The organism is Termitidicoccus mucosus, from assembly GCF_038725785.1.
GTDB lineage: Bacteria > Verrucomicrobiota > Verrucomicrobiia > Opitutales > Opitutaceae > Termitidicoccus > Termitidicoccus mucosus.
In genome coordinates this window covers 6,013,687-6,033,011 of the sequence record NZ_CP109796.1, presented here as the reverse complement: position 1 = coordinate 6,033,011, position 19,325 = coordinate 6,013,687, and the positions used below count along the sequence as shown (strand labels likewise).

Below are 19,325 nucleotides of genomic sequence, written 5' to 3'. Positions count from 1 at the left end.
AGAGGAAAGACTTTAAGGCAGCAGTGTCGAAACGTTGGGCGGCGGCCGGTTTATGATGCGTTCGGCGGCGATGAGGTTGTCGACAAGCGATTGGGGGACTTCGATGACGGTGCCGTGGCGCGCGCCGGCGGGCATGGAGATTTGCGCGGTGACGTCCTCCCAGGTTTGCAGGTCGCGCGAACGCAGCGCGCCGTAGTGCTTTTCCCGATACACATCGAAATAGAGCAGGTAATCGCCGCCCGCCCGGAAAATCGCCGGCCCCTCAACCCAGTCGCGCGAGACCGGCGGCCCGGGCGGCACGGTGAACGGGCCGGAGGCATGGTCGCCGGAGGCAATGCGCAGGTGTTTTTTGGGCGGGTTCACGGTCTCGTCCTTCACGACGAGATGCCACTTGCCAAACGCGCGGAGGAGCGTGGCGTCGATGACACTGAAGCCGGGATCATAAAAGACACGGGCGGGCGCGAGGGTTTGGAAGTCGGTCGTGGTCGTGCAGTAGATGCGATGATTGTAACTGTTTTCCGAGGCGCCGGCGGTCTCGGGGAAACGTCCTTCGACGGTGGACGACCAGAAGACGAGGAAGTTCTTTTGCCCGTCGTCGTAAATGATTTCGGGCGCCCAGCAATTGCGGGTGCCGTCGATGCCGGCCATGACCGGGAGGGCGCGCTGTTCCGACCAATGCATGAAATCACGCGTGGACGCGTAGCCGATCGTCCGTCCGTCCCATGCGGTCGTCCATACCATGTGATAAACGCCGTCGGGGCCGCGCACGACGCAGGGATCGCGCATGAGTTTGGATTCGCCGACGCCCGGCTTCAAGTAGCCGCGACCACCGCCGAGTTTTTCCCATTTATAACCGTCGCGGCTCCAGGCAAGGTGCAGGCCGTCGGTGCTGTTGCCGGTGAAGTAAGTAAAGAGGTAGGCGGTTTGTGGAGCGGCGGCGACCCGGACGGACGGACGCGAAGTGCAGCCGACGGCAAATAGAACCGCGAAGAGCCCCGGAATCGCGATGAAGGCAGAATTGTGTTTCATGGCCTTGATATGAATATCGTTTTTATAACCGCGAAGGGCACGAAGGTTGCTAAGAAAAGGTTTCTTATAAATTCAATCATCATGCTGATCTCTGATTTGTTATAAATGTGTTTTTGGCCGCGCATATGGCGGTCATTATTTTATGCTTCGCGGCCTTCGTGCCCTTCGCGGTTTTCCAAGCCTTTTCAGCTTCCGTCCGGCGTGTCGCCGGGCGAGGTGGCGCTGGGCGGGATTTTGACGGAGCCGGGCGCGTCGGGATGCGCGGGATCGAAACGCGGGAGGCCGTCGATGATATGTTTCGCCACCGGCAGTCTGGCGGCGCGAATGCCCTCGACGATGCACTTCGCGAGTTCGTAGGCGCCGTAGGCGTTGTGGTGCGTGCCGTCGCCGGGCTTGAAGGCCGCGCCGGAGGCCTCCGGCCCCATCGCCTCGTAAAACGCGCGCGTCATTTCGAGCAGGTCGATGAGCGGGAGTTTTTCCTCGCGCGCGACTTCGCGGACGGCGTCGGGGTAGCCTTTGTGGGAGTTCGTGATGCGGCCGTCCTTGTCGAAGGTGCGGCGGTGCGGCGGCGTGACGAGCACGACGGAAATTTTTCTCTCCCGAAAAGCCTCCACGAATTTCTTGATGTTGGCTTTGTAGGTCGGGACATCGACGACCTTCATGTCGTTGTGGCCGTATTGCATGAGCACGGTGTCGCCGGGGCGCGCCACGCTGAGCACTTTCGCGAGACGTCCGGCCGCAAGCGCGCCGTGATAGGACTCGCCGGACTCGCCGTGGTTGGCGATGGCGATGGAAGGCTCGAAGAAAATCGTGAGCATCTGGCCCCAACTCGCGAACGGCTCGCGCGGCTGGTCGCACACGGTGGAATCGCCCAGGAGAAACACCGTCGGCACGCGGTCGGCGGGCGTGATCTCGATGGCGGACACGCAGGGGCGGGAGCCGTTGAACTCCAGCGTGAGTTTTTCATCCCAGGCCCACCATTCCTCCTTTTGCTCGCGGGGCTTGAGCGCGACGTTTTTCCTTTCGTTGCCCGACGCGCCCGGGATGGAGGGGCGACGGAGGTTGACGACAAATTCGCGCCGGACAATTTCGCCGCGCGTCGTGGTGACGTTGGACAACATCAGGCGCCGCAACTCGGCCTTCACCGTGGTGTCGGATTCTCCGTCGGCATCGCCGAGCGTGACGGCGACGCGATAGTTGCCCTCGGGCAGCGCGACCGAGAAATAAAAAGGGCGGTCGGCGGTGGTGAAGCCCGCGCCGTGGTCAACCTGCATGAGGCCGTCGGTGGACTCGAAGCCGAAGCCGGCACCGTCGTCGTATTTGGCGCCTGCGGCGACCTTGGTCCAGCCGGACGGCGCGGCGCCGGGGCCGAGGTGGAACCGCCAGACCGGTTCGGATTTCGCGGCGAAAGCGAGGGACGCAAGCGGCAGGCACACGGCCAGCGCAAGGATGGTTTTAAGTGCGGCGAAGCACAGGCGGAAACGGGTATTCATGGGAATGGGCACGAAGCAGCCGGAGTGTCGCGGCAAAACGGCGCGGGGGAAACGCCGGAAATTGGTTTACGGTCATATTCGGGCGCGGCTTACAGTGGCCCGCCTGAATCGTTCTCGTTTTTTTCCGGGGCGTTTTGCGAGTGAGTCATACCATTTCCCAATGAAAAACTGATGTTATGCCGCCGATAGGATTTTGCAGTGCCCGGCCTTGTGTCAGGCCGAAAACGCGTGGGACCGTCCGCCATGCGCGGCTCGACGCAGGGGCAGGCCGCGCATAAGTCCATCACCGGCAACCGGGGCGGGCCGGCAAGCCGGCCCGTCTAAAGCGGTGGCAGGCCACCGCACTCCATAAATTCCACTCGGTAATGGTGTGATCCGTGATATTCCCTCCGTCTCACCAAGCCCGGCGATAGCCGAGGCTCAGAGACCAGGGGCGTTCGTAGGCGTCGGCCTTGTTATATTCATAATCAAAATAGAACTGGCTTTGCGCGTCGATCAGGCAGCCGACGCCGAGGCCGGTCTCGAAACGCCAGCCGTCGAAGCCGGGCGCCCACTCGCGGCCCTCCACGCGCAGCTTTCCGCCGCTCGTGTCGCTCCTGACCTCCGCCACACGGAGATAGGGGCGCCACCGGTCGAAATCCACGCCGCCACGCAGTTGCAGGCGGTATTGCGCCGCCGTCGAACCGTCGATGCGCACGTGGATGGATTCGTGGAGGGCGGTCTGGCGTTCCGTGTCGTAGTTCTCGCCGCCAAAACGGGCCAGCGCCATCTGCACCGAGGGCTCCAGCCAGAGGGCGCCCGCTGTCACGTGGCGGCCCAGTTCCAGCGACGCGCCCACCGCTTCGCCGCCGTAGCGCGCGGCGGTCACAAAGCCGTCCACGGCCTCGGTGTGCAGTTTGTTGGCGGAACGGTCGGCGCGCAGCACGAAATCGCCATACCAGCCGTCCTTGTGCAGCACGGTGGCGTAGCCGCCCAAGCCAAAACCCGAGGTCTCACCGCCGCCGTGGTTCTCAAAGTCCCGCTCGTGCCGCGCGAAGGAAAGAAAGCCGCCGGCCAGCAGCGTGAGGTCGCCAGTCAGGTCGATGCGCCGGTCACCGCCGGCGGTCATCCCGAAGCTGTCCTGCTTGAAACCGTCGCCGGCGAGGCCTGCGCCGGCGTTGACGCGGTAGGTGTTGGCGGTCACCCACACGTTTCCGTTTTCGGGCAACCCGCCCATGCGCAACTCGCCCATGCGTTTGCGCAGGCTGTCCAGCGAATAGTGCCAGTCGAGCCCGGCCACCCCGGCAGTCCAGTAGATCGCGTCGCCGGCGCGGCTGCGCGCGTCGCCGTTCGCATCGACGCCAGACAGGTAAATTCTCCCGTCGTCGCCGCGGATGAGCCGGTAGGTGTGCGCACCCATTTCCAAATCGCTGGAGGTGATGCTCAACTCGGAGGGATCGGCACTCGCGTTTGCGGGCAGGGTGAGCATGTCGAGCGCGTAGGTGAACTGCGCATCGTCGATTTCGGTGGTGGTGGTGCGGTGGAGCGTGATGTGGTGCGTGCCGGTGGCCAGCGTGTTTACCTGGAGCTTGTCGTTGAGCCGACCTGCCATGTCCACGTTCATGTGCTGCACGGTCGCGCCGGTGAGCGCGCCGACAGTCAGGGTGGCGTAGGCCGGGGCGGTCGTGTCGGACAGGGACTGATCGGCATGGTAGAATATCGTCGCGCCGTTTCCGCCATGGCCGTGGAGGCGCTGGAGGGTTTGGTCGTGGCCGTTCAACTCAAAGGCCGCGTTCTCAAGGGTCAGGCCCGCGCTGGCGGCGAGCACGTTGACCGTGCCTGCGCGCAGGGTGCCGCTTCGCACGAGGGTGGCGCCGGCATAGGTTTGCGAGCGGAGCACGGCGGTGACGCCGGTGCCGATGATGTCCACGGCGCCCGCGCCGGCGATGACGGTGTCGATGGTGAAGCTGCCTGGGCGGTTGAGCACGAGTTTCGCGTCGGCGCTGGTGAGCGTGACGGAGCGGTCGAGCGTGTCGGTCGCCCAGCCGTTGCCGGTGCCGCCGCCGGCACCGATTTGCACGGTGCCGCGGTTGACGAGCAGGGCGATGTCGTTCGCGCCGGAGAGCGTGGCGAGCGCGGCGGCGTTTTGCACCAGGGTGCCGGAGCCGGTGAGCGGGCCGGTGAAGGCGTTGTCACCGGAGCCGGCTTTCACCTCGATGATGCCGTCGGCGGCAACGGTGTTGGCAAAGGTGATCGCGTCGGAGCGCCAGAGCGCGAGGGTGCCGCCGGCGGCCACGGTCACGCGGCTGGCGGTGGCGAGCACGCCGCGGGTCGCGCCGTCGCCGAGGGTGAGGGTCGCGCCAGTTTGCACGGCAGTCGTGCCGGTATGGAAGGCGGCACCAGTGAGAGCGAGGCCGCCGGCGGAGAGTGTCAGCCCGCCCGCACCAGTGATCGCGCCGGAGAGCGTGCCGGTGAAATCGCTGTTGTCCACCGTGAGGGTGGCGTCGCGCAATGCCACGAAACCGGAGCCGGAGAGATTTTTCAGCGTCTGATTTGCGGTGCCGAGGTCGAAGCCGGTGCGCTCCCCATCGAGCGTCACGCGCATGCTGCTGGCGATGATGTCGGCGATGCCGTCGCCGGCTTTGAGCACGGCGGAGCCGGTGATGAGCGTTGCCCCGGTGTAGTCGGCTTTTTGCGCGAGGGTGATGGTGTCGGTGCCGGTGAAGGTGAACCCCGCGCCGACGCCGGTGCCGGTGAGGAGCACGCCAAGGGTTTTGTCCACGGCGCCGGCCGGGTCGAGCGTGACGGGGATGGTCGCGTGCGTGCTTTCGATGGCGGTCACGCCGTAGTCGAAGTAAATGCCCGCGGTGCCGGTGGCGACGGCGCTGCCGGCGTTATACACCGCCTTATAGCCGTCGGTGATTTTGCCGATGATGGTGGCGCCGGTGGCGTCGTAGAAATCCGTCGCGGCGGAGCCGGAGACAGGGGTTGTCGTGATTGCCATGCCGGTGCTGCCGTCCACCAGCATGAAAACGGTGCCGTCGCCCAGCGTGGCGGCGCCGGTCGCGGTGACTTTGATGATGGGAGCGCCGTTGAGCGCGGCAGCGGTCGTATCCAGGTCGAAGATGCCGCCGGTGAGCGCGCCGCTGCCGGGCGGGCGAGGGAGGTCCAGGCCGGAGGCGGTCACGCCGATGGTGCCGCCAGTGCCCGCAAGAAGGTCCACCGTGAGCGTGCGGAATACCGGCATGCCGGCAGCGGTGATGGTGCTGGAAACCAAGAGGAGGCCGCCATCGAAATCGAGGGCGTGGATGGCGAGGTCGGCGTCGAGCGCGGTCTCGGAATTCACGCCGAGGCTCAGGGTGGCGCGGGCGAGCGCGGCACCGGCGGCATCGTCGAGAAGGAGGCGGCCGGTGTGCGCCGCGCCGCTCACGCCGAGGGTGCCGGTGAACACACCGCTGCCGGTGCTCGCGGCGAGGACGAACCGCCCGCCCGCGTCGGTGGAGGCGTTGTGGAGCGCCACATAGCCGGCGCCGGTGAGCGGGTTGGCGAAGGTGACGTCGGCAGTGCCGGTTTTCCTGACTTGCAAGGTCGCGCCGGAGTCCACGTTGACGGCGGCGCCGGCGGCGGCGTTGAGCTGGTGCGCGGCCCAGTCCACGGCGAGGGTGCCGGCCTGCACGAGGGTGGCCTGCTGGGCGAGCCCGGCGAGGTTCGCGGCGGCGGAATCGATGTCCCACGTGCCGGCGCCGACCTTGACGAGCGTGCCGGTAAACATGGTGCTGCCGGTGACGGCGGCGGCATGGGATTGCGGGCCGGTCTCGGCGGCGAGGGTGAGCGTGGAGGCGTTGCCGGCGAGGGCAAGGACGCCGTCGATTTTGCCGCCGGCGGCGAGAGTCGCGCTGGTGACGGCGGCGGCGCTGGCGACGGCGCCGGTGATGGTGCCGGTGTTGAGCAGCGAGAAGGCCGCGCCGCCGGCGATATTCACGCCGAGCGAGCCACCGGTGATGACGCCGCTGTTGGTAATGGCGCTGCCGGCGTCGGCGGCTCCGTTGAGCCAGACACCGTATTGGAGCCCCTGAACCAGACCGGAATTGTCGAGGGAAAGCGGACCATCGGACTGGATGGCCCTGCCGGTGGCGGTGGTGACGGCCGTGATGGCGCCGGAGTTCGTCACCGTGCCGCCGGAGGCGGAGAAATAAACGCCCCTAAACCCTGCCTCAATGAGGCCGCCGGATTCGTTGCGCACATGGGCGGCGCCGAAGGCTGAGGAAATGCCGCGGCTGTCCCCGCCCGTGCCGCGGATCGTGCCCGTGTTGACAAAATCGCTGCCATTGGCGGCGGCGGCGTTGCCGAACTGGACGCCGAAGTTGCCGGTAATCAAGCCGCGATTGGTGCCGGTGAACGCGCCGTAAACATAAAGGCCGTTGGTGCTGCCGGAGATGACGCCGCCATTGTCCAGCGTGCTGCCGGCGGAGCCGTTGCCGAACTGGACACCGTATCTGACGCTGTCAATGGTGCCGGTGTTGGCAAGGTCGAGCGCACCGGTGGCGGTGAGGCCGTCGATGGTGCTGCCGGGCGCCAAGCCGCCTTGGATGACGCCGTGATTGGTCACGGTGCCGCCGCTGAAAAGATACACGGCTTGGATGCGGCCGGAAGACTCGTTGATCAACTCAATGGAGGCACCGGTGGCCGCGCTAACGCCGCGCCCGGCGGTGCCGGTAACGGTGATGGTGCCGGAGTTTGTCAGCACGCTGCCATTGGCAGCCGATGCGAATTGCATGCCGTAGCGTGCGCCCTCAATGCGGCCGGAGCTGGAGCCGGTGATGCGGGCGGCGACCATGACAGCATCGTCGTTGGCATGAGTGGTGGCGGAAATGACGCCGGCGTTGAGAAGCGTGTCCCCGACGTAAAAATAAACCGCGGGACGGTTGGTGCCTGCAGTTTCGATGCGCCCAGTGGCCTCGTTGACCAGCGTCGCGGAGAGCGTGTTGACCTGAACGCCGTTGCCGCCCGTGCTGAAGACGGTGGCGCTGATGGCCAGTGTGCCGCCGGTGGTGTGGTTGACGGGAGTGCCCCCGGCGGTGGTGTTGGTGTTGATGACGGTCTGCGCATGCAGTCCCGCGCCCGCCGCCGTCATCATGAGCGCGGCGGACAAAAACACTGGAAGCGAGCGGCAGCGGCGCGGACCGGGGGAGTTGTGCCGGGCATGGCTGGAAACCCGGCGTGTTTTCGCGTGGTTGGGTTTGTCTGGGTTCATGGAGACTGGTGGCGTGTGGGTTGAATGGAGGGATGGCGTGAGGCATGGCGACCGATGAAACTGCAGTTTCCTCACCGAGGACTCGAATTTCGTTTTGGTTTATAAAATCAACTTTGAAGGCAGGAGCTGCGGTTCAGCTTCCATCCGGCGTGTTGCCGGGCGAGGTGGGGCTGGGCGGGATTTTGACGGAGCCGGGGGCGTCGGGATGCGCGGGATCAAAACGCGGGAGGTCGTCGATGATATACTTCGATATTGGCAACTGGCTGGCGCGAATGCCCTCGACGATGCACTTCGCGAGCTCGTAAGCGCCGTAGGCGTTGTGGTGTGTGCCGTCGCCGGGCTTGAAAGCCACGCCGGATGCCCTCACCCCCATCGCCTCGTAAAACGCGCGTGTCATTTCGAGCAGGTCGATAAGCGGGAGTTTTTCCTCGCGCGCCACCTCACGAACAGCATCAGGGTAGTCTTTGTGCGAGTTGATGATGCGCCCCTCCTTGTTAAAAGTGCGGCGGTGCGGCGGCGTGACGAGCACGATGGCCACTTTTTTCTCACGGAAAGCCTCCACGAATTTCTTGATGTTGGCTTTGTAGGTCGGGACATCGACGACTTTCATGTCGTTGTGACCGTATTGCATGAGCACGGTGTCGCCGGGACGCGCCACACTGAGCACTTTCCCGAGCCGTCCGAACTTGAGCGCGCCGTGATAGGTTTCACCGGACTCGCCATAATTAGCGATGGCGATGGAAGGCGTGAAAAAGACCGTGAGCATCTGTCCCCAACTGGCGTATGGCTCGCGCGGTTGGTCGCACACGGTGGAATCACCGAGAAGAAATACCGTCGGCTCTTGCGCGGCCGGGATGATTTCGATGGCTGATACGCACGGACGGGAACCATTGAACTCCAGGGTGAGCTTTTCATCCCAAGCCCACGCTTCCTCCGTTCGCTCGCGGGGTCTGAGTGCGACGGTCTTTCTTTCACCGGCCGATGCGCCCGAGATGGAGGCGCGGCGAATATTGACGATAAACTCGCACCGGACAACTTCGCCGGACGCCGTGGTGACGCGGGACAGCATCAGACGGCGCAACTCGGCTTTCACCGTGGTGTCGGATTCCCCATCATTATCGCCGAGCGTGACCGAGACTCGGTAATTGCCTTCGGGCAGCATGGCGGAGAAATAAAACGGCTTGTCGGCGGTCATAAACCCCATGCCGTGATCAACGGATTTGAGCCCATCAGTGGACTCGAATCCGAAGCCAGTGCCGGCGTCGTATTTGGTTTCGGCGGAGACCTTGGTCCAGCCGGATGGCGCGTCGCCCGGACCTAGATAAAATCGCCGGGTTGTTTCGGATTCCATCGAGTATGCAAAAGCCGCGGACAAAATGCATGCGGCTAATACAAGGATGGCTTTATATGCGGTGAAGCGCGGTTGTGAGTGGATATTCATGTTCATGGGAATGGGTGCGAGGCAGTCGGATGGTTTTGGCAAAATGGAGCGATGGAAAACGCAGGGAGTTGGTTGCGGTAATATTTAGGACAGATCGGGGTTGATGGGACGCGGAGGGCCGCGCGTTTTAGCGAGATATGAAAATTGACATGAGGGCGGCCAGGAGACCTTGCCGGAAATTTCCTCTGGCAAGGATTCAATCAGCCATTGTGTTTGGGTATGGATGGGTTTCGAGGATTCGCGTCAGCATCAGTTCAACCGCGGGTCTTCAGCCAGGTGCCGAAACCGATGACCACGGTCGAAAACACCAGCGTCGCGATGCCCGCGAAGATCAGGCCGCGCGCCTTCGCACTCGCGCCCTTCCATTCCTTGAAATAAATCCCCCACAGCGTGCTGAAGATGATGATGCTCGCCATGTGCAGCGTCCAGCTCGCGAAATCCGAGTTCGCCTCCTTCATCTTCGTCTCGCCCATCGTGTAGAAGAAAAACTGGAAATACCACGTCGCCCCCGCCAGCGCCGAAAACAGGTAGTTCGGCGCCACCGGCACCTTGAGCTGCTCGCGCGACGGCTCCGCGGCCGGGCCGCCCGCCAGGTGCATCGGCGCGACGCCCGCGTGCTCGGGCCGCACGTGGCTGGCCAGGTATTGGTAGCCGGTCCGGTTCTTGATGTTCAGCAGCACGCACCAGATGAAATTCGTCGTGAACCCGCCCAGCAGGATCACCACCAGTTTCGGCAGGCCCGTCCAGATCGAGTCCGTGCCGGCCGCGAGCGAGGCGGTGCCGATCGGGTTGCCCGCGCTCATCGCGAACGCCATGCCCGCGCTCATCACCCCGGAAAACGTCGCCACCAGGATGCCCTTCCTGAAATTGAACTCCGCGATGGCCTTCTTCTTTTCCGCCTCCGGCATCTCGCGCTCCTTCGTCAGCCCCGCGTAGGCCGCGATGGCGATGCCGGCCATGGTCACGACGATGCCGGCCAGCGTGATCTTGCCCGGCGTGGTGGCGAAAATCTGCCCGATGGTCTCGGCGATATACACGTCGGGCACGTCCACAAACACCTTGAAGATCGGCGGCAGCAGCGTGCCGAACACCGTGCAGTAGCCCAGCGCCACCCCCATGCCCAGCGACATGCCGAGGTAGCGCATCGTCAGCCCGAACGTCAGCCCGCCCATGCCCCACATCACGCCGAAGAGGTAGGTGACGCAAAGCGTGTTCCAGCTTTGCGCGCGGATGACCGCGAAGAGGTCATTGGTCATCGCCGACGCGAAAAAAATCGGGCAGATGATCCAGGAAAAGAACCCGCCGACGAGCCAGTAGGTCTCCCACGACCATTTTTTCACGCCCTTGTAGGGCACATAGAAGGAGCCGGAGGCCAGGCCGCCGAGCCAGTGGAAAACAACGCCGAGGAATGAGGTGGGCATGGTGTTGTTTGTTGTTTTTGGGATTTAAATTAATAATATATAGTCACAGGTACTTTATAAATACCCGTTACCGGATACAAATGACAGGTTTCGCGAATTGACATACCGCGCGCGCCTCACTCGTCCCAATTATCGGTGCGGAATGGCGCGGCCGGAAGGCCGGCCGCATTATACAAAGAGACCGGCGGATCGGAAGCCCAGGCATAACGCACTGCGACGGGTTCTTTTGTCTCCTTTGAGCTCACCACCACGGCTTCCCCGTCGATGCGCGCGGAGGCGGGGACGAATTTCCTGTCGTGTCCGGCGATTTCGAATCCCGGCATCGCAGGATCTTTCGTCTTGAGTCCCTGGTCATGTCTGAACCGCAACCGCACCTCGCCCCGCTCCACTGTCATGCCCGCATACCTGGGCCCCGAATACTCGATTTCCAAGCCGTAGGTGGTCGCAAACGCGTTTAGCGCAAGCCGGCGCCCGACTTCCTGCTTGTTCTTCGGGTGAATGCCGTTCGACTCCCCGATATCAATTGCCACGGCCTGGCCCGTGGCGGGCAGTTTCAACGCATATTCCTGCGCCTCCCGCAGGAACGCCCAGTGTTTCCTCGGCCTGTGGTTTGCGAGCTGCACATAATAAAAGGGGAAATCCCCCTGCCTGAAATCATGTCGCCACTGCCGAATCATGGAGGGAAACAGCGTGCGATATTCAACATAGCGCGGGGCGTTGGCCTCGCCCTGATACCATATCACACCGCGAATAGCATAAGGCACCAGCGGCGCGATCATCGCATTATAAAGAGCAGAGGGTTGCTGTCGGCTGCCGATCCCCATCGGTTCCGAAGGCTTGCGGATCTTGAATACTTTGCCGTTCTTTTTGGCTTCGGCGGCATCTTTATTCCATTGCGCCAGCGCTTTCTCATAAGCCGCGCGTTTGGCGGGCATGGCCTGTATTTCTTCCTGCCAACGTTTATCCACTTCCGGCCCGGCAGGGTCGCCTGCCAATCCCGCCGGGCTCATCCACGACTCGATCTGCGTGCCACCCCAGGAGCTGTTGATAAGGCCAATCGGAACACCCAGTTGGCGACATAGCTCACGACCAAAATAGTAGGCCGCTGCCGAATACGCACCTGCGGAGGCAGGACTGCACACCGTCCAGGTGCTGCCGCAGTCACCCTGCGGCGACACTGCAGCCACATGGGGCACTCTAAAATGCCGGATTTGCGGGAAATCCGCCGCGGCGATTTCCTGCTCGGCATTCAGGGAGTCCTTCACCAGCCATTCCATGTTTGATTGTCCTGAACAAAGCCAGACTTCGCCAACCAGCACATTCTGGATCGTGAGGGTGTTTTTCCCCTGCACGGTCAGTTTGGCGGGAGTGGATGAGGCGGGCATGGCGGCGAGTTGCACGCGCCAGCGCCCGTGGTTATCTGTGACCGCGGTTTGTGTTTGCCGGTTAAAACTGACATTCACCTTTTCACCGGGATCGGCTTTTCCCCATATCGGCACGGGCTTGTCACGCTGGAGCACGGTATTGTCGCGAAACAGGGGGGCGAGTGTGACATCGGCGTGGATTCGGCTGGAACAGATAAACAAAAGAACTGCCATGATGCATGTTCCGCCGTGAAGTATTCTGTTTGATTGCATAGGTTCGATTATTCCCTCCCGGGTCTTGGATTAAAAAGTAGCTTTAGAATGCTTAGTGAGTTGCGATTGCCAATCCCGGTCACTTGGCAGAAGCATTGGAGGTGAGATTATCGTTGCGGCGGATTTCTTCTGCATGTCCTGCCTCAAGCGAAAGGTTGCCGATGCTGATTCCATCGGAAGCGGAGTCAATGGCGATGCCCGCACCGAGGTCGGGGCGCGGTTCCCGAATGACAAGGCCGTCGATCACGATGTCGCTGGATTCATGGATGCGCAAGGAGCGCCGTTGGGATGATCCTGAACCGGGCAGTCGCTCACTGTCAGGATAGGCGATGATCTTATTGTTCCGCACGGTTGCCCCCGTGACATTGCTCAACCATATCCCATACAGCCCGGGTTCAATAATTTGATTATTCTCGATGACGATATTCGAGATCTGCCGGGAAGCGGAATCCGGATACAACATCACACCGATGACCGCATCGGGATGATTCTGATGAGTTCCGACGCCAAGCATGTGACAACCCCGGAAGATGTTGTTGCGGATGATAACATTGCGCACCATTCCGCCCTGACCGTTGCGGGAGGACTCGGTCGACTGGCGGATGGCGATGGCGCTTTGCATGTATTCAAATGTGTTGCCTTCGATAAGGGTGCCGTCGCCGGCCATGTGCATGATCGCCGACCGGAGCCCACCCCGAAAAGTGCAGCTCCGAATCACCGCGCCACCATTGCCGGCTTCCCGGCTATAAAGCATGTCGGTTGTCAGCAATCCGGGGATGGGCCGGTCGAGGATGAGGCTCTTGCCCTTGCTGCCGCTCTTCGGCTGGCCAAGTCGGAGGACATGCGCTTCGCCCTTGATTTTCGCTTCGGGCATGGCGTAGGCATAGACACAATCGCCTTCGGCTATCCGACCCCGGTTGAAGGCGTTTATATTCTGATGCAGGATGATCTCCGTGCCTGATACGATTTCCTCAATCGGCAGGGGATTGCCCGAAATGTTGAATATATCATCCTGGATGCCTTCAAAGACCGAATCTTCAATTCGTGGCCCTCCCCGTGTCGCACGAATGTGGATGCCATCAGATGTACCGACCACAAGGCGCCCCGGCTTGAGGCGGGTGGCGAAACGCCTCACCTGGAGGTTGTCGGCTGATGCTGCGGACACAACAAAACCGGGCGAGGCGTAAATCACCACATCCTCAAGCTGTACATGCTGCCCTCCGGCATCAACGAGCGGCCCGCCACCGACCTTGGATGAATATACGAGGATGTTTCCGGGAGCTATTGCCTGGGCCAGTGGTTGCTTGGAGTGGATGCGGAAAACACGCGGGCCAATTTGTTCCAATGAAAGCGTATCGCGTATCGAGGCTAATCGAGGGCGGAATTCATAACAAAACATCGGCACATCTCTCCGCGCATGATCACAATTATCCGAAGAAGCGACGCTAAAAACCATGAGGCGATTTTGCCAGTCGGATTGCGGTCCCAACGTGAGCCAAGGATACTCTCCCAGGAGCGGGAAACCGTCTGGGATTTTTATGTCGAAAGTATGCGCATCACGATCCACCGCCAGTATTTCGCCTTGCGTGAATGGGAGTGGATCAAGATCGACACTGATGCCGCTGAGCGCGCAATTTCTTGAACCTTGGAAATTAACCAGGACGGCGCGCGGATCCGTGATGAGCAGCCGTGAGTCATTGCCCTTGATGCTGATGCCATCCGCGCCGTTGAGATCAAAATGGATGAAGCGGCGCTTGTTAAACGGCGCCTTGCCCTGGAGTGGTTTTTCGGAGAGTTCCTGTTTTGAAAGCCCGATACGATACTCGCCGGATGACAACGCCACCACGGATCCCGGTCCGGCTTTGATGGCGGCTTTGATGGCCGCGCGAATAGCCTCGCGGTCATCAGCATCATCATCCGGTTTGGCGCCAAAATCATTGACATGAAACACGGCCCCGGACTGCCGGGATGTATCTGCGGAAGTATTACCGCTGGCCGCATTGGCGAAGCATATTGAGGCAATAATGAGGAAACCAGCATTTCCCGCCAGAAATCTTCCCAGCGTTCCCGTCATCAAGTCGGTTTTTCCAAGTGGTCTATATATCATATGCCATTGATTATCGCGTCACTTCCGGCGCTTCAACATTTTCACTGTTCGTGATCTTCAATGGAGCACCCGTGGGCGTGGTGAACTTGACGTTTTGCATTGTCCAATCCTGCCCGTATTTGATTTCGCCGGCGGTTTCACCGCTGGCGATTACATTGATGAAATGAATGTTGTGGATCGGCCTTGTGTCCAACCCTGTGGATGTCAGGATCCTCCGTGCGCCACTTGCGGTTGCATTCGCGATGGTGATATTGTGAAAATCCGGGAATCCGCGCTCGGGCGGGGTGACGGGCGTTTGCAACACATGCCAATGTTCGGGCAGCTTGTCGCGTCCCGCCAAATTTGGCGGCAGGTTGTTCAGGTCTTTGGGCAGCGTGACATAGCTGTAGATCGGATACCAGTCCAACGTAAAGACGAACGGAACCGGCACGTCTTCCATGACCGTGTCAAGGATGAGCACATCGGATACGAAGCCGCCACGCGTCTTGGCAGATTTGAAGCGGAGACCTTCCGCGGTGCCGAAGGCGCGATTGCCCTGCACGACCACATGCCGGATGCCGCCCGATGTCTCACTGCCGAAGGATATGACACCATGCCCATTGCGAGTCGTATTATTGCGTATGTAGACATACTCGGTCGGACGGTTGACCCGCAGACCATCATAATCCCGGCCTGCCTTGAGACACAGGCAATCGTCATTGCAGTCGATGTCGCAGTTCTGCACGAGCACATGGTGTGAAGAGTCGATATCGATTCCATCCGAACTGGGCCCCGTGTTGTCGGTGATTCTTACCCCATCGACCGTCACGTGGTGTGAGTAGCAAATCTGAACGGTCCAGAAACCCGATCGCCGCAAGTGTACTTGCTCAATGGTCACATCGGTTGAATCGTAAACCACCAGCAACCGCACGCGTTCACAGTCATAATCGACGGCCCAGCGCAGTCCGCGCGGCTCGTACTCATCGTGCCGCATGGTCTTGAATTTATTCCACCAAATTTCCCCGTTGCCATCAATAATGCCCTTGCCGGAGATTTTCACATTGCGCTCTCCATAGACGTTGATGAGCGCTGACGGCCAATTCATCTCAATCCCCGCAATACGTGTTCGCCGACTCGGATAGGCAGATTCATCCTGTACGGCGAGAAGCGTCACCCCTGCGTCAACGCGCAGATGGATGTTGCTCTTGAGAAATAGCGCCCCCGTGAGATAAGTCCCTGCCTCAAAGACGACGGTGCCGCCGCCTGCCGCCGCGCATGTGTCAATCGCCTTTTGAATGGCCGCCGTCGCGAGGGTGCGGCCATTGTTGGCGGCTCCGAAGGTGTTTACGATGACGCTGTTTTCACTCACCGGCGCCGTGCGCGCCCCCACATCCTTCACCCAGGCGGGAATTTCGACTGACCGTGGCGCGGCCATCGTGGGAAGCACGAGACCGATTGCCAAAATCGCAGCGGCCCGCAGTCGCCAGTTCCATCGAGACGCCACTGCTCCCACACGACAGAACGCGAGCTTCATTGCTGACACGAAGTTGCAGGGCACCGGTTTAAATATGGTGAAAACGCACCGGAGCGCGGTAAACATAATCAGGGCAAGGGCAATGTATCGGATCATCATGGAAAGAAAAGGATGTTTTGGACTTGGGTGTTATTTATTGCTTCAAATCTTTATCTATCAGCATCAGTTTCACGGGACCGAACAAACCGGCTGGCATCAGCGGTGAATCAGCCTGTGGACGCATACTTTCTGCCGCGACTGTCAGCCGCTCGCTCGCAGGCAATCCGCTGTCGGCGATCAAGCGATTGGCCCATGTATTGACGACTTCGATTTCGAGGTGATTGGCAGTGGATTTCATCGCCTTGGTTATCTCGATCCGCCACGGCGCACACCACACGGTGCCAAGATCATGCCCGTTCAGGCGAATCCTGGCCATGCTGGCGACACTCCCGAGATCGAGATATACCCGCCGGCCGCTGGTGATGGACGGCAGATCGAATAGTTTCCGATAGATGGCTGTTCCGCTATAATGTTTGATACCATTCTCGGGACGCCGGGTCCAGTCAGTCAGTTTGTCGAAGACCACCTTGTCCGGACCTCCCCATTGAGGATCAAAATGCACCGTCCACGATCCGGTTATTTCACCGGCATCTTGGAATTTTGGAAAATTTTCCCCGACTGTGCGCATGCATGATGCTGTGTTTGCGCCCTTGCGAAATACGACGAAAAGCGATTGCCGCGGGGCAAATGTCAACGGCACGACGGTATGGCCTCCATCTTCATTGAATTCCGACAACGGGCGCCTTTCCCCGGTGACCGCATCCCAAAGCTCCGGTTGCAGCCCGCGCACGCGGAAACCAGCCTCAATCTGTACATCGGCGTCGTCCTGATTGGAGAGAAAATATATTTCCGCCCTTTCTGCGTGTCGGTGTATCCAGGGGATGGTTGCTTGCTTGGAACGCGAAACCCTTAGGTCGGGGATCATGTTTAGCGCAGCAAACACTTCCTTGATTTCCATGTCGCGAAACACCCGGCCTTTTCCAAAAATCGCGGCTTTATGATCTTTGCCATCACAATCTCTCCATAACTCAGCGGCAAGTTGCGCAACCTCGCGGTCACAATCCGGATAACGCTCCAGGCTTGGTGACCGGACTGGAGGTGAACCGAGTATCGTGCCTCCGGCGGCGACCAGATCGCGAATCTTACGCAAGACTTCGGGGCGCATTGTATCCAACGGAGGAAGAACCAGCACCCGATAGGACATGCCATCCGGCAGGATAAAACGACCGTTTTCTACTTTCAAGCGCTCCAGGACGGCTTGCGCATTGATATCATCAAACGCATGGCCGGGTGGTAGCGCGGGGGAATGAGACCCCATCATTTTCGGGGCGTCTTCTCCGATGAAGTAGGCGATGTCGGCAACGTATTTGCCCTGTTGGAGCATATAATCGCGACGGCGTTGGTAATCGATCCAGCCCTTTGATTGTTCAAACCATGTGTTGTTGCGGTTCATCTCAATGCCAAACCAGGCGGCGATCCCCGGTTTCTGTTCGTTCGGCTGGGAGATGTACACATGCAACACCACATGGTTAATGCCTTCGGTCGCGGCCCAGTCGCCTTTCCGCTTCAAGCTCCAGGGATCGTGGATCCACGCCTCAGACGGGGTTCCATGCGTGCCGACATTGGTATAGGACTCGGCATGGACGATTGGTTGGCCAAACACATGGGCGGTTGAGGCTGCCGCGCGCAGCTCCACATTGCCACCTGAACCGGATGCCCAGAATTCGCCACCGATTTCATTGGCCTGCGAACCATATTGCATAAACTCGCCAATAAAACCCTTATGCCCATAGTTTTCCAGCCAGAGCCGCATCCCGTCCTTCATCGCCAAATCACGCAGCCCTCCCACATAATTATACGCAACATGATCGGCGATCAAGCGGCGCAAGTCCCACAAGAAACGTTCGGTCATCTCCGGGCTATCGACAATCCGCCCGGAAAATGCGGGCATGAAGGGGATGGGATCGTAGCCATAACGCTTCTGAAAATCCGCTGCGAATCCATCCGTCCAGTTCTGGGAGCCCTGTTCGTAACTATCCGCAACGATATATCGCAAAGCCGAACGATCCTCGGCCGGCATCCTGCCCAATAATTTGCCGAAAAATTGTTCGTAATGATGGCGAATCAGCGGACGCGACATCTTATCAATTTCCGGTCCCTTGGCTTCAGGCGCAGCAGGAAAATTATGGGCTGGCGTCGGTGTCATGCCAAAGCGGCGTATGATCCAGTTTCCCGCGGGAACATCCCAGCGCAGTGAACCATCGGCCCCAACATATTTTGTAAGATTGATTATGCGGTCCGGTTTTATCACAAGACCTAGCGCATCAGGTCCGCGCTGTGTCGGCCAAATATAGGAATTCCATGGCGGCTGATTGGCCAGCACAGGCTTCCCGAGTGTTTTTTCCAGGAAGTTATCCAACCAATATTCGCCGGTAAGCTCCAGTTCAACCAAGGCTCCCGATCCAGATATCACAAAACGAAAATGATCCGCCTTGACTGTAGGAAATGCGATTGACAACGGCCCGTAAAGCTCGGCTCCGAATCCAGGCGGATGCGAACCCCCTGTCTGCCGTTTGAACTCAATCTTGCAAACCCGCTTGAAGACGCCTGATGCATCTTTCACTTGCAACTCTCCCCGCACGGTTGTTGGTCGCTGGGCGGCATAAAGAATTAAACTACGTGCCGAAAAGGGCGTGTCGGTTTCAACCTCAATAACGGTTTCTTTTTTGGGGATTTCCCATTCCGCATCGTGCCTTCCGTCAAATAGCACCTCAATACCCGATGCAGCCGGATGCGGTGCGACGCGTGGGTTTTGTGCCGCGATGGGCCCCGCCCCAGGCGCAGGGGCCGGGATGGCCAGTGTGGTGATGTCCTCAAACTGCTTTGCCGCCACAGGTAGCTTCATGTCAATATGCGCAGGGCCTTTCACTTCCGCATCCGCCCATACCACATACCGCATGGCCTGTTTGGGCTCAACCCATGGTCCACCGGACTGGCTCCAGCCGGGCGAATTAAACAACCCGATATTCACGCCAAGTCGTTTCCCTTCACGGATGGCATGTTCGGTAAGCTGCCACCATTCTTCGGTGAGCATCCTTACCGGGCCACGCGTTTTCGGATTCGCGTCCCATACATCTTCAATATTTCCGATAAAAGCGGCGCCTATGCCAACGCGACGCATCGCCTCCAGATCGCGTGTTATGCCCTCCTTTGAAATGTTGCCGCTCATCCAATACCAATAGACATAGGGCTTTGTCTCCTCCGGAGGCGAAGAAAAGCCCCGCTCCAGATCGTCCTGGCCGTATGCCGTCATGAGCATCGTCATGCCCATGACGACGACCATGCGCATAATGCCGTGATAAAACCGGATTCCGTTGCTCATGCGTGATGAATAAGCTGTTTTCATCTCCCC

At 60.2% G+C, this 19,325-nt stretch carries 9 protein-coding genes; all 9 read right to left on the bottom strand.

Annotated features, from left to right (window positions below; translation table 11 throughout):
• Positions 1-12: 12 nt before the first annotated feature.
• Complete coding sequence (locus tag OH491_RS21005; RefSeq protein ID WP_068772579.1) at positions 13-1,029, bottom strand: glycoside hydrolase family 43 protein; 1,017 nt, start codon at positions 1,027-1,029, stop codon at positions 13-15.
• Between the two features lie 185 nt (positions 1,030-1,214).
• The gene (locus OH491_RS21000) at positions 1,215-2,522 is read right to left on the bottom strand and encodes a rhamnogalacturonan acetylesterase (protein WP_068772580.1); all 1,308 of its coding nucleotides are present in this window, start codon (positions 2,520-2,522) and stop codon (positions 1,215-1,217) included.
• 394 nt (positions 2,523-2,916) lie between these two features.
• Positions 2,917-7,755, bottom strand: a complete 4,839-nt coding sequence (locus OH491_RS20995; RefSeq protein WP_084442601.1) for an autotransporter outer membrane beta-barrel domain-containing protein — start codon at positions 7,753-7,755, stop codon at positions 2,917-2,919.
• Positions 7,756-7,888: 133 nt separating this feature from the next.
• Positions 7,889-9,106, bottom strand: a complete 1,218-nt coding sequence (locus OH491_RS20990; protein WP_334319648.1) for a rhamnogalacturonan acetylesterase — start codon at positions 9,104-9,106, stop codon at positions 7,889-7,891.
• Positions 9,107-9,450: 344 nt separating this feature from the next.
• Positions 9,451-10,617 carry an L-rhamnose/proton symporter RhaT gene (gene rhaT, locus OH491_RS20985; protein ID WP_068770649.1) on the bottom strand — a complete coding sequence of 389 codons (1,167 nt, stop codon included), beginning with the start codon at positions 10,615-10,617 and terminating at the stop codon, positions 9,451-9,453.
• 116 nt (positions 10,618-10,733) lie between these two features.
• Entirely contained in the window at positions 10,734-12,215 is a 1,482-nt protein-coding gene (locus tag OH491_RS20980) for a sialate O-acetylesterase (RefSeq protein WP_068772582.1), read from the bottom strand.
• Positions 12,216-12,333: 118 nt separating this feature from the next.
• Positions 12,334-14,361, bottom strand: a complete 2,028-nt coding sequence (locus tag OH491_RS20975; protein WP_084442602.1) for a right-handed parallel beta-helix repeat-containing protein — start codon at positions 14,359-14,361, stop codon at positions 12,334-12,336.
• 10 nt (positions 14,362-14,371) lie between these two features.
• Positions 14,372-15,973: a glycoside hydrolase family 28 protein gene (locus tag OH491_RS20970; protein ID WP_084442603.1), complete on the bottom strand. Its 1,602-nt coding sequence runs from the start codon at positions 15,971-15,973 to the stop codon at positions 14,372-14,374.
• A gap of 34 nt (positions 15,974-16,007) precedes the next feature.
• Positions 16,008-19,319: a glycosyl hydrolase gene (locus OH491_RS20965; RefSeq protein WP_084442604.1), complete on the bottom strand. Its 3,312-nt coding sequence runs from the start codon at positions 19,317-19,319 to the stop codon at positions 16,008-16,010.
• Positions 19,320-19,325: the final 6 nt, after the last annotated feature.

Bases quoted from the DNA above. Each gene is read 5' to 3' on its own strand.
- OH491_RS21005 (WP_068772579.1), bottom strand. From the start codon at position 1,029: ATGAAACACAATTCTGCCTTCATCGCGATTCCGGGGCTCTTCGCGGTT.
- OH491_RS21000 (WP_068772580.1), bottom strand. From the start codon at position 2,522: ATGAATACCCGTTTCCGCCTGTGCTTCGCCGCACTTAAAACCATCCTT.
- OH491_RS20995 (WP_084442601.1), bottom strand. From the start codon at position 7,755: ATGAACCCAGACAAACCCAACCACGCGAAAACACGCCGGGTTTCCAGC.
- OH491_RS20990 (WP_334319648.1), bottom strand. From the start codon at position 9,106: ATGGAATCCGAAACAACCCGGCGATTTTATCTAGGTCCGGGCGACGCG.
- rhaT (WP_068770649.1), bottom strand. From the start codon at position 10,617: ATGCCCACCTCATTCCTCGGCGTTGTTTTCCACTGGCTCGGCGGCCTG.
- OH491_RS20980 (WP_068772582.1), bottom strand. From the start codon at position 12,215: ATGGCAGTTCTTTTGTTTATCTGTTCCAGCCGAATCCACGCCGATGTC.
- OH491_RS20975 (WP_084442602.1), bottom strand. From the start codon at position 14,361: ATGATATATAGACCACTTGGAAAAACCGACTTGATGACGGGAACGCTG.
- OH491_RS20970 (WP_084442603.1), bottom strand. From the start codon at position 15,973: ATGATGATCCGATACATTGCCCTTGCCCTGATTATGTTTACCGCGCTC.
- OH491_RS20965 (WP_084442604.1), bottom strand. From the start codon at position 19,319: ATGAAAACAGCTTATTCATCACGCATGAGCAACGGAATCCGGTTTTAT.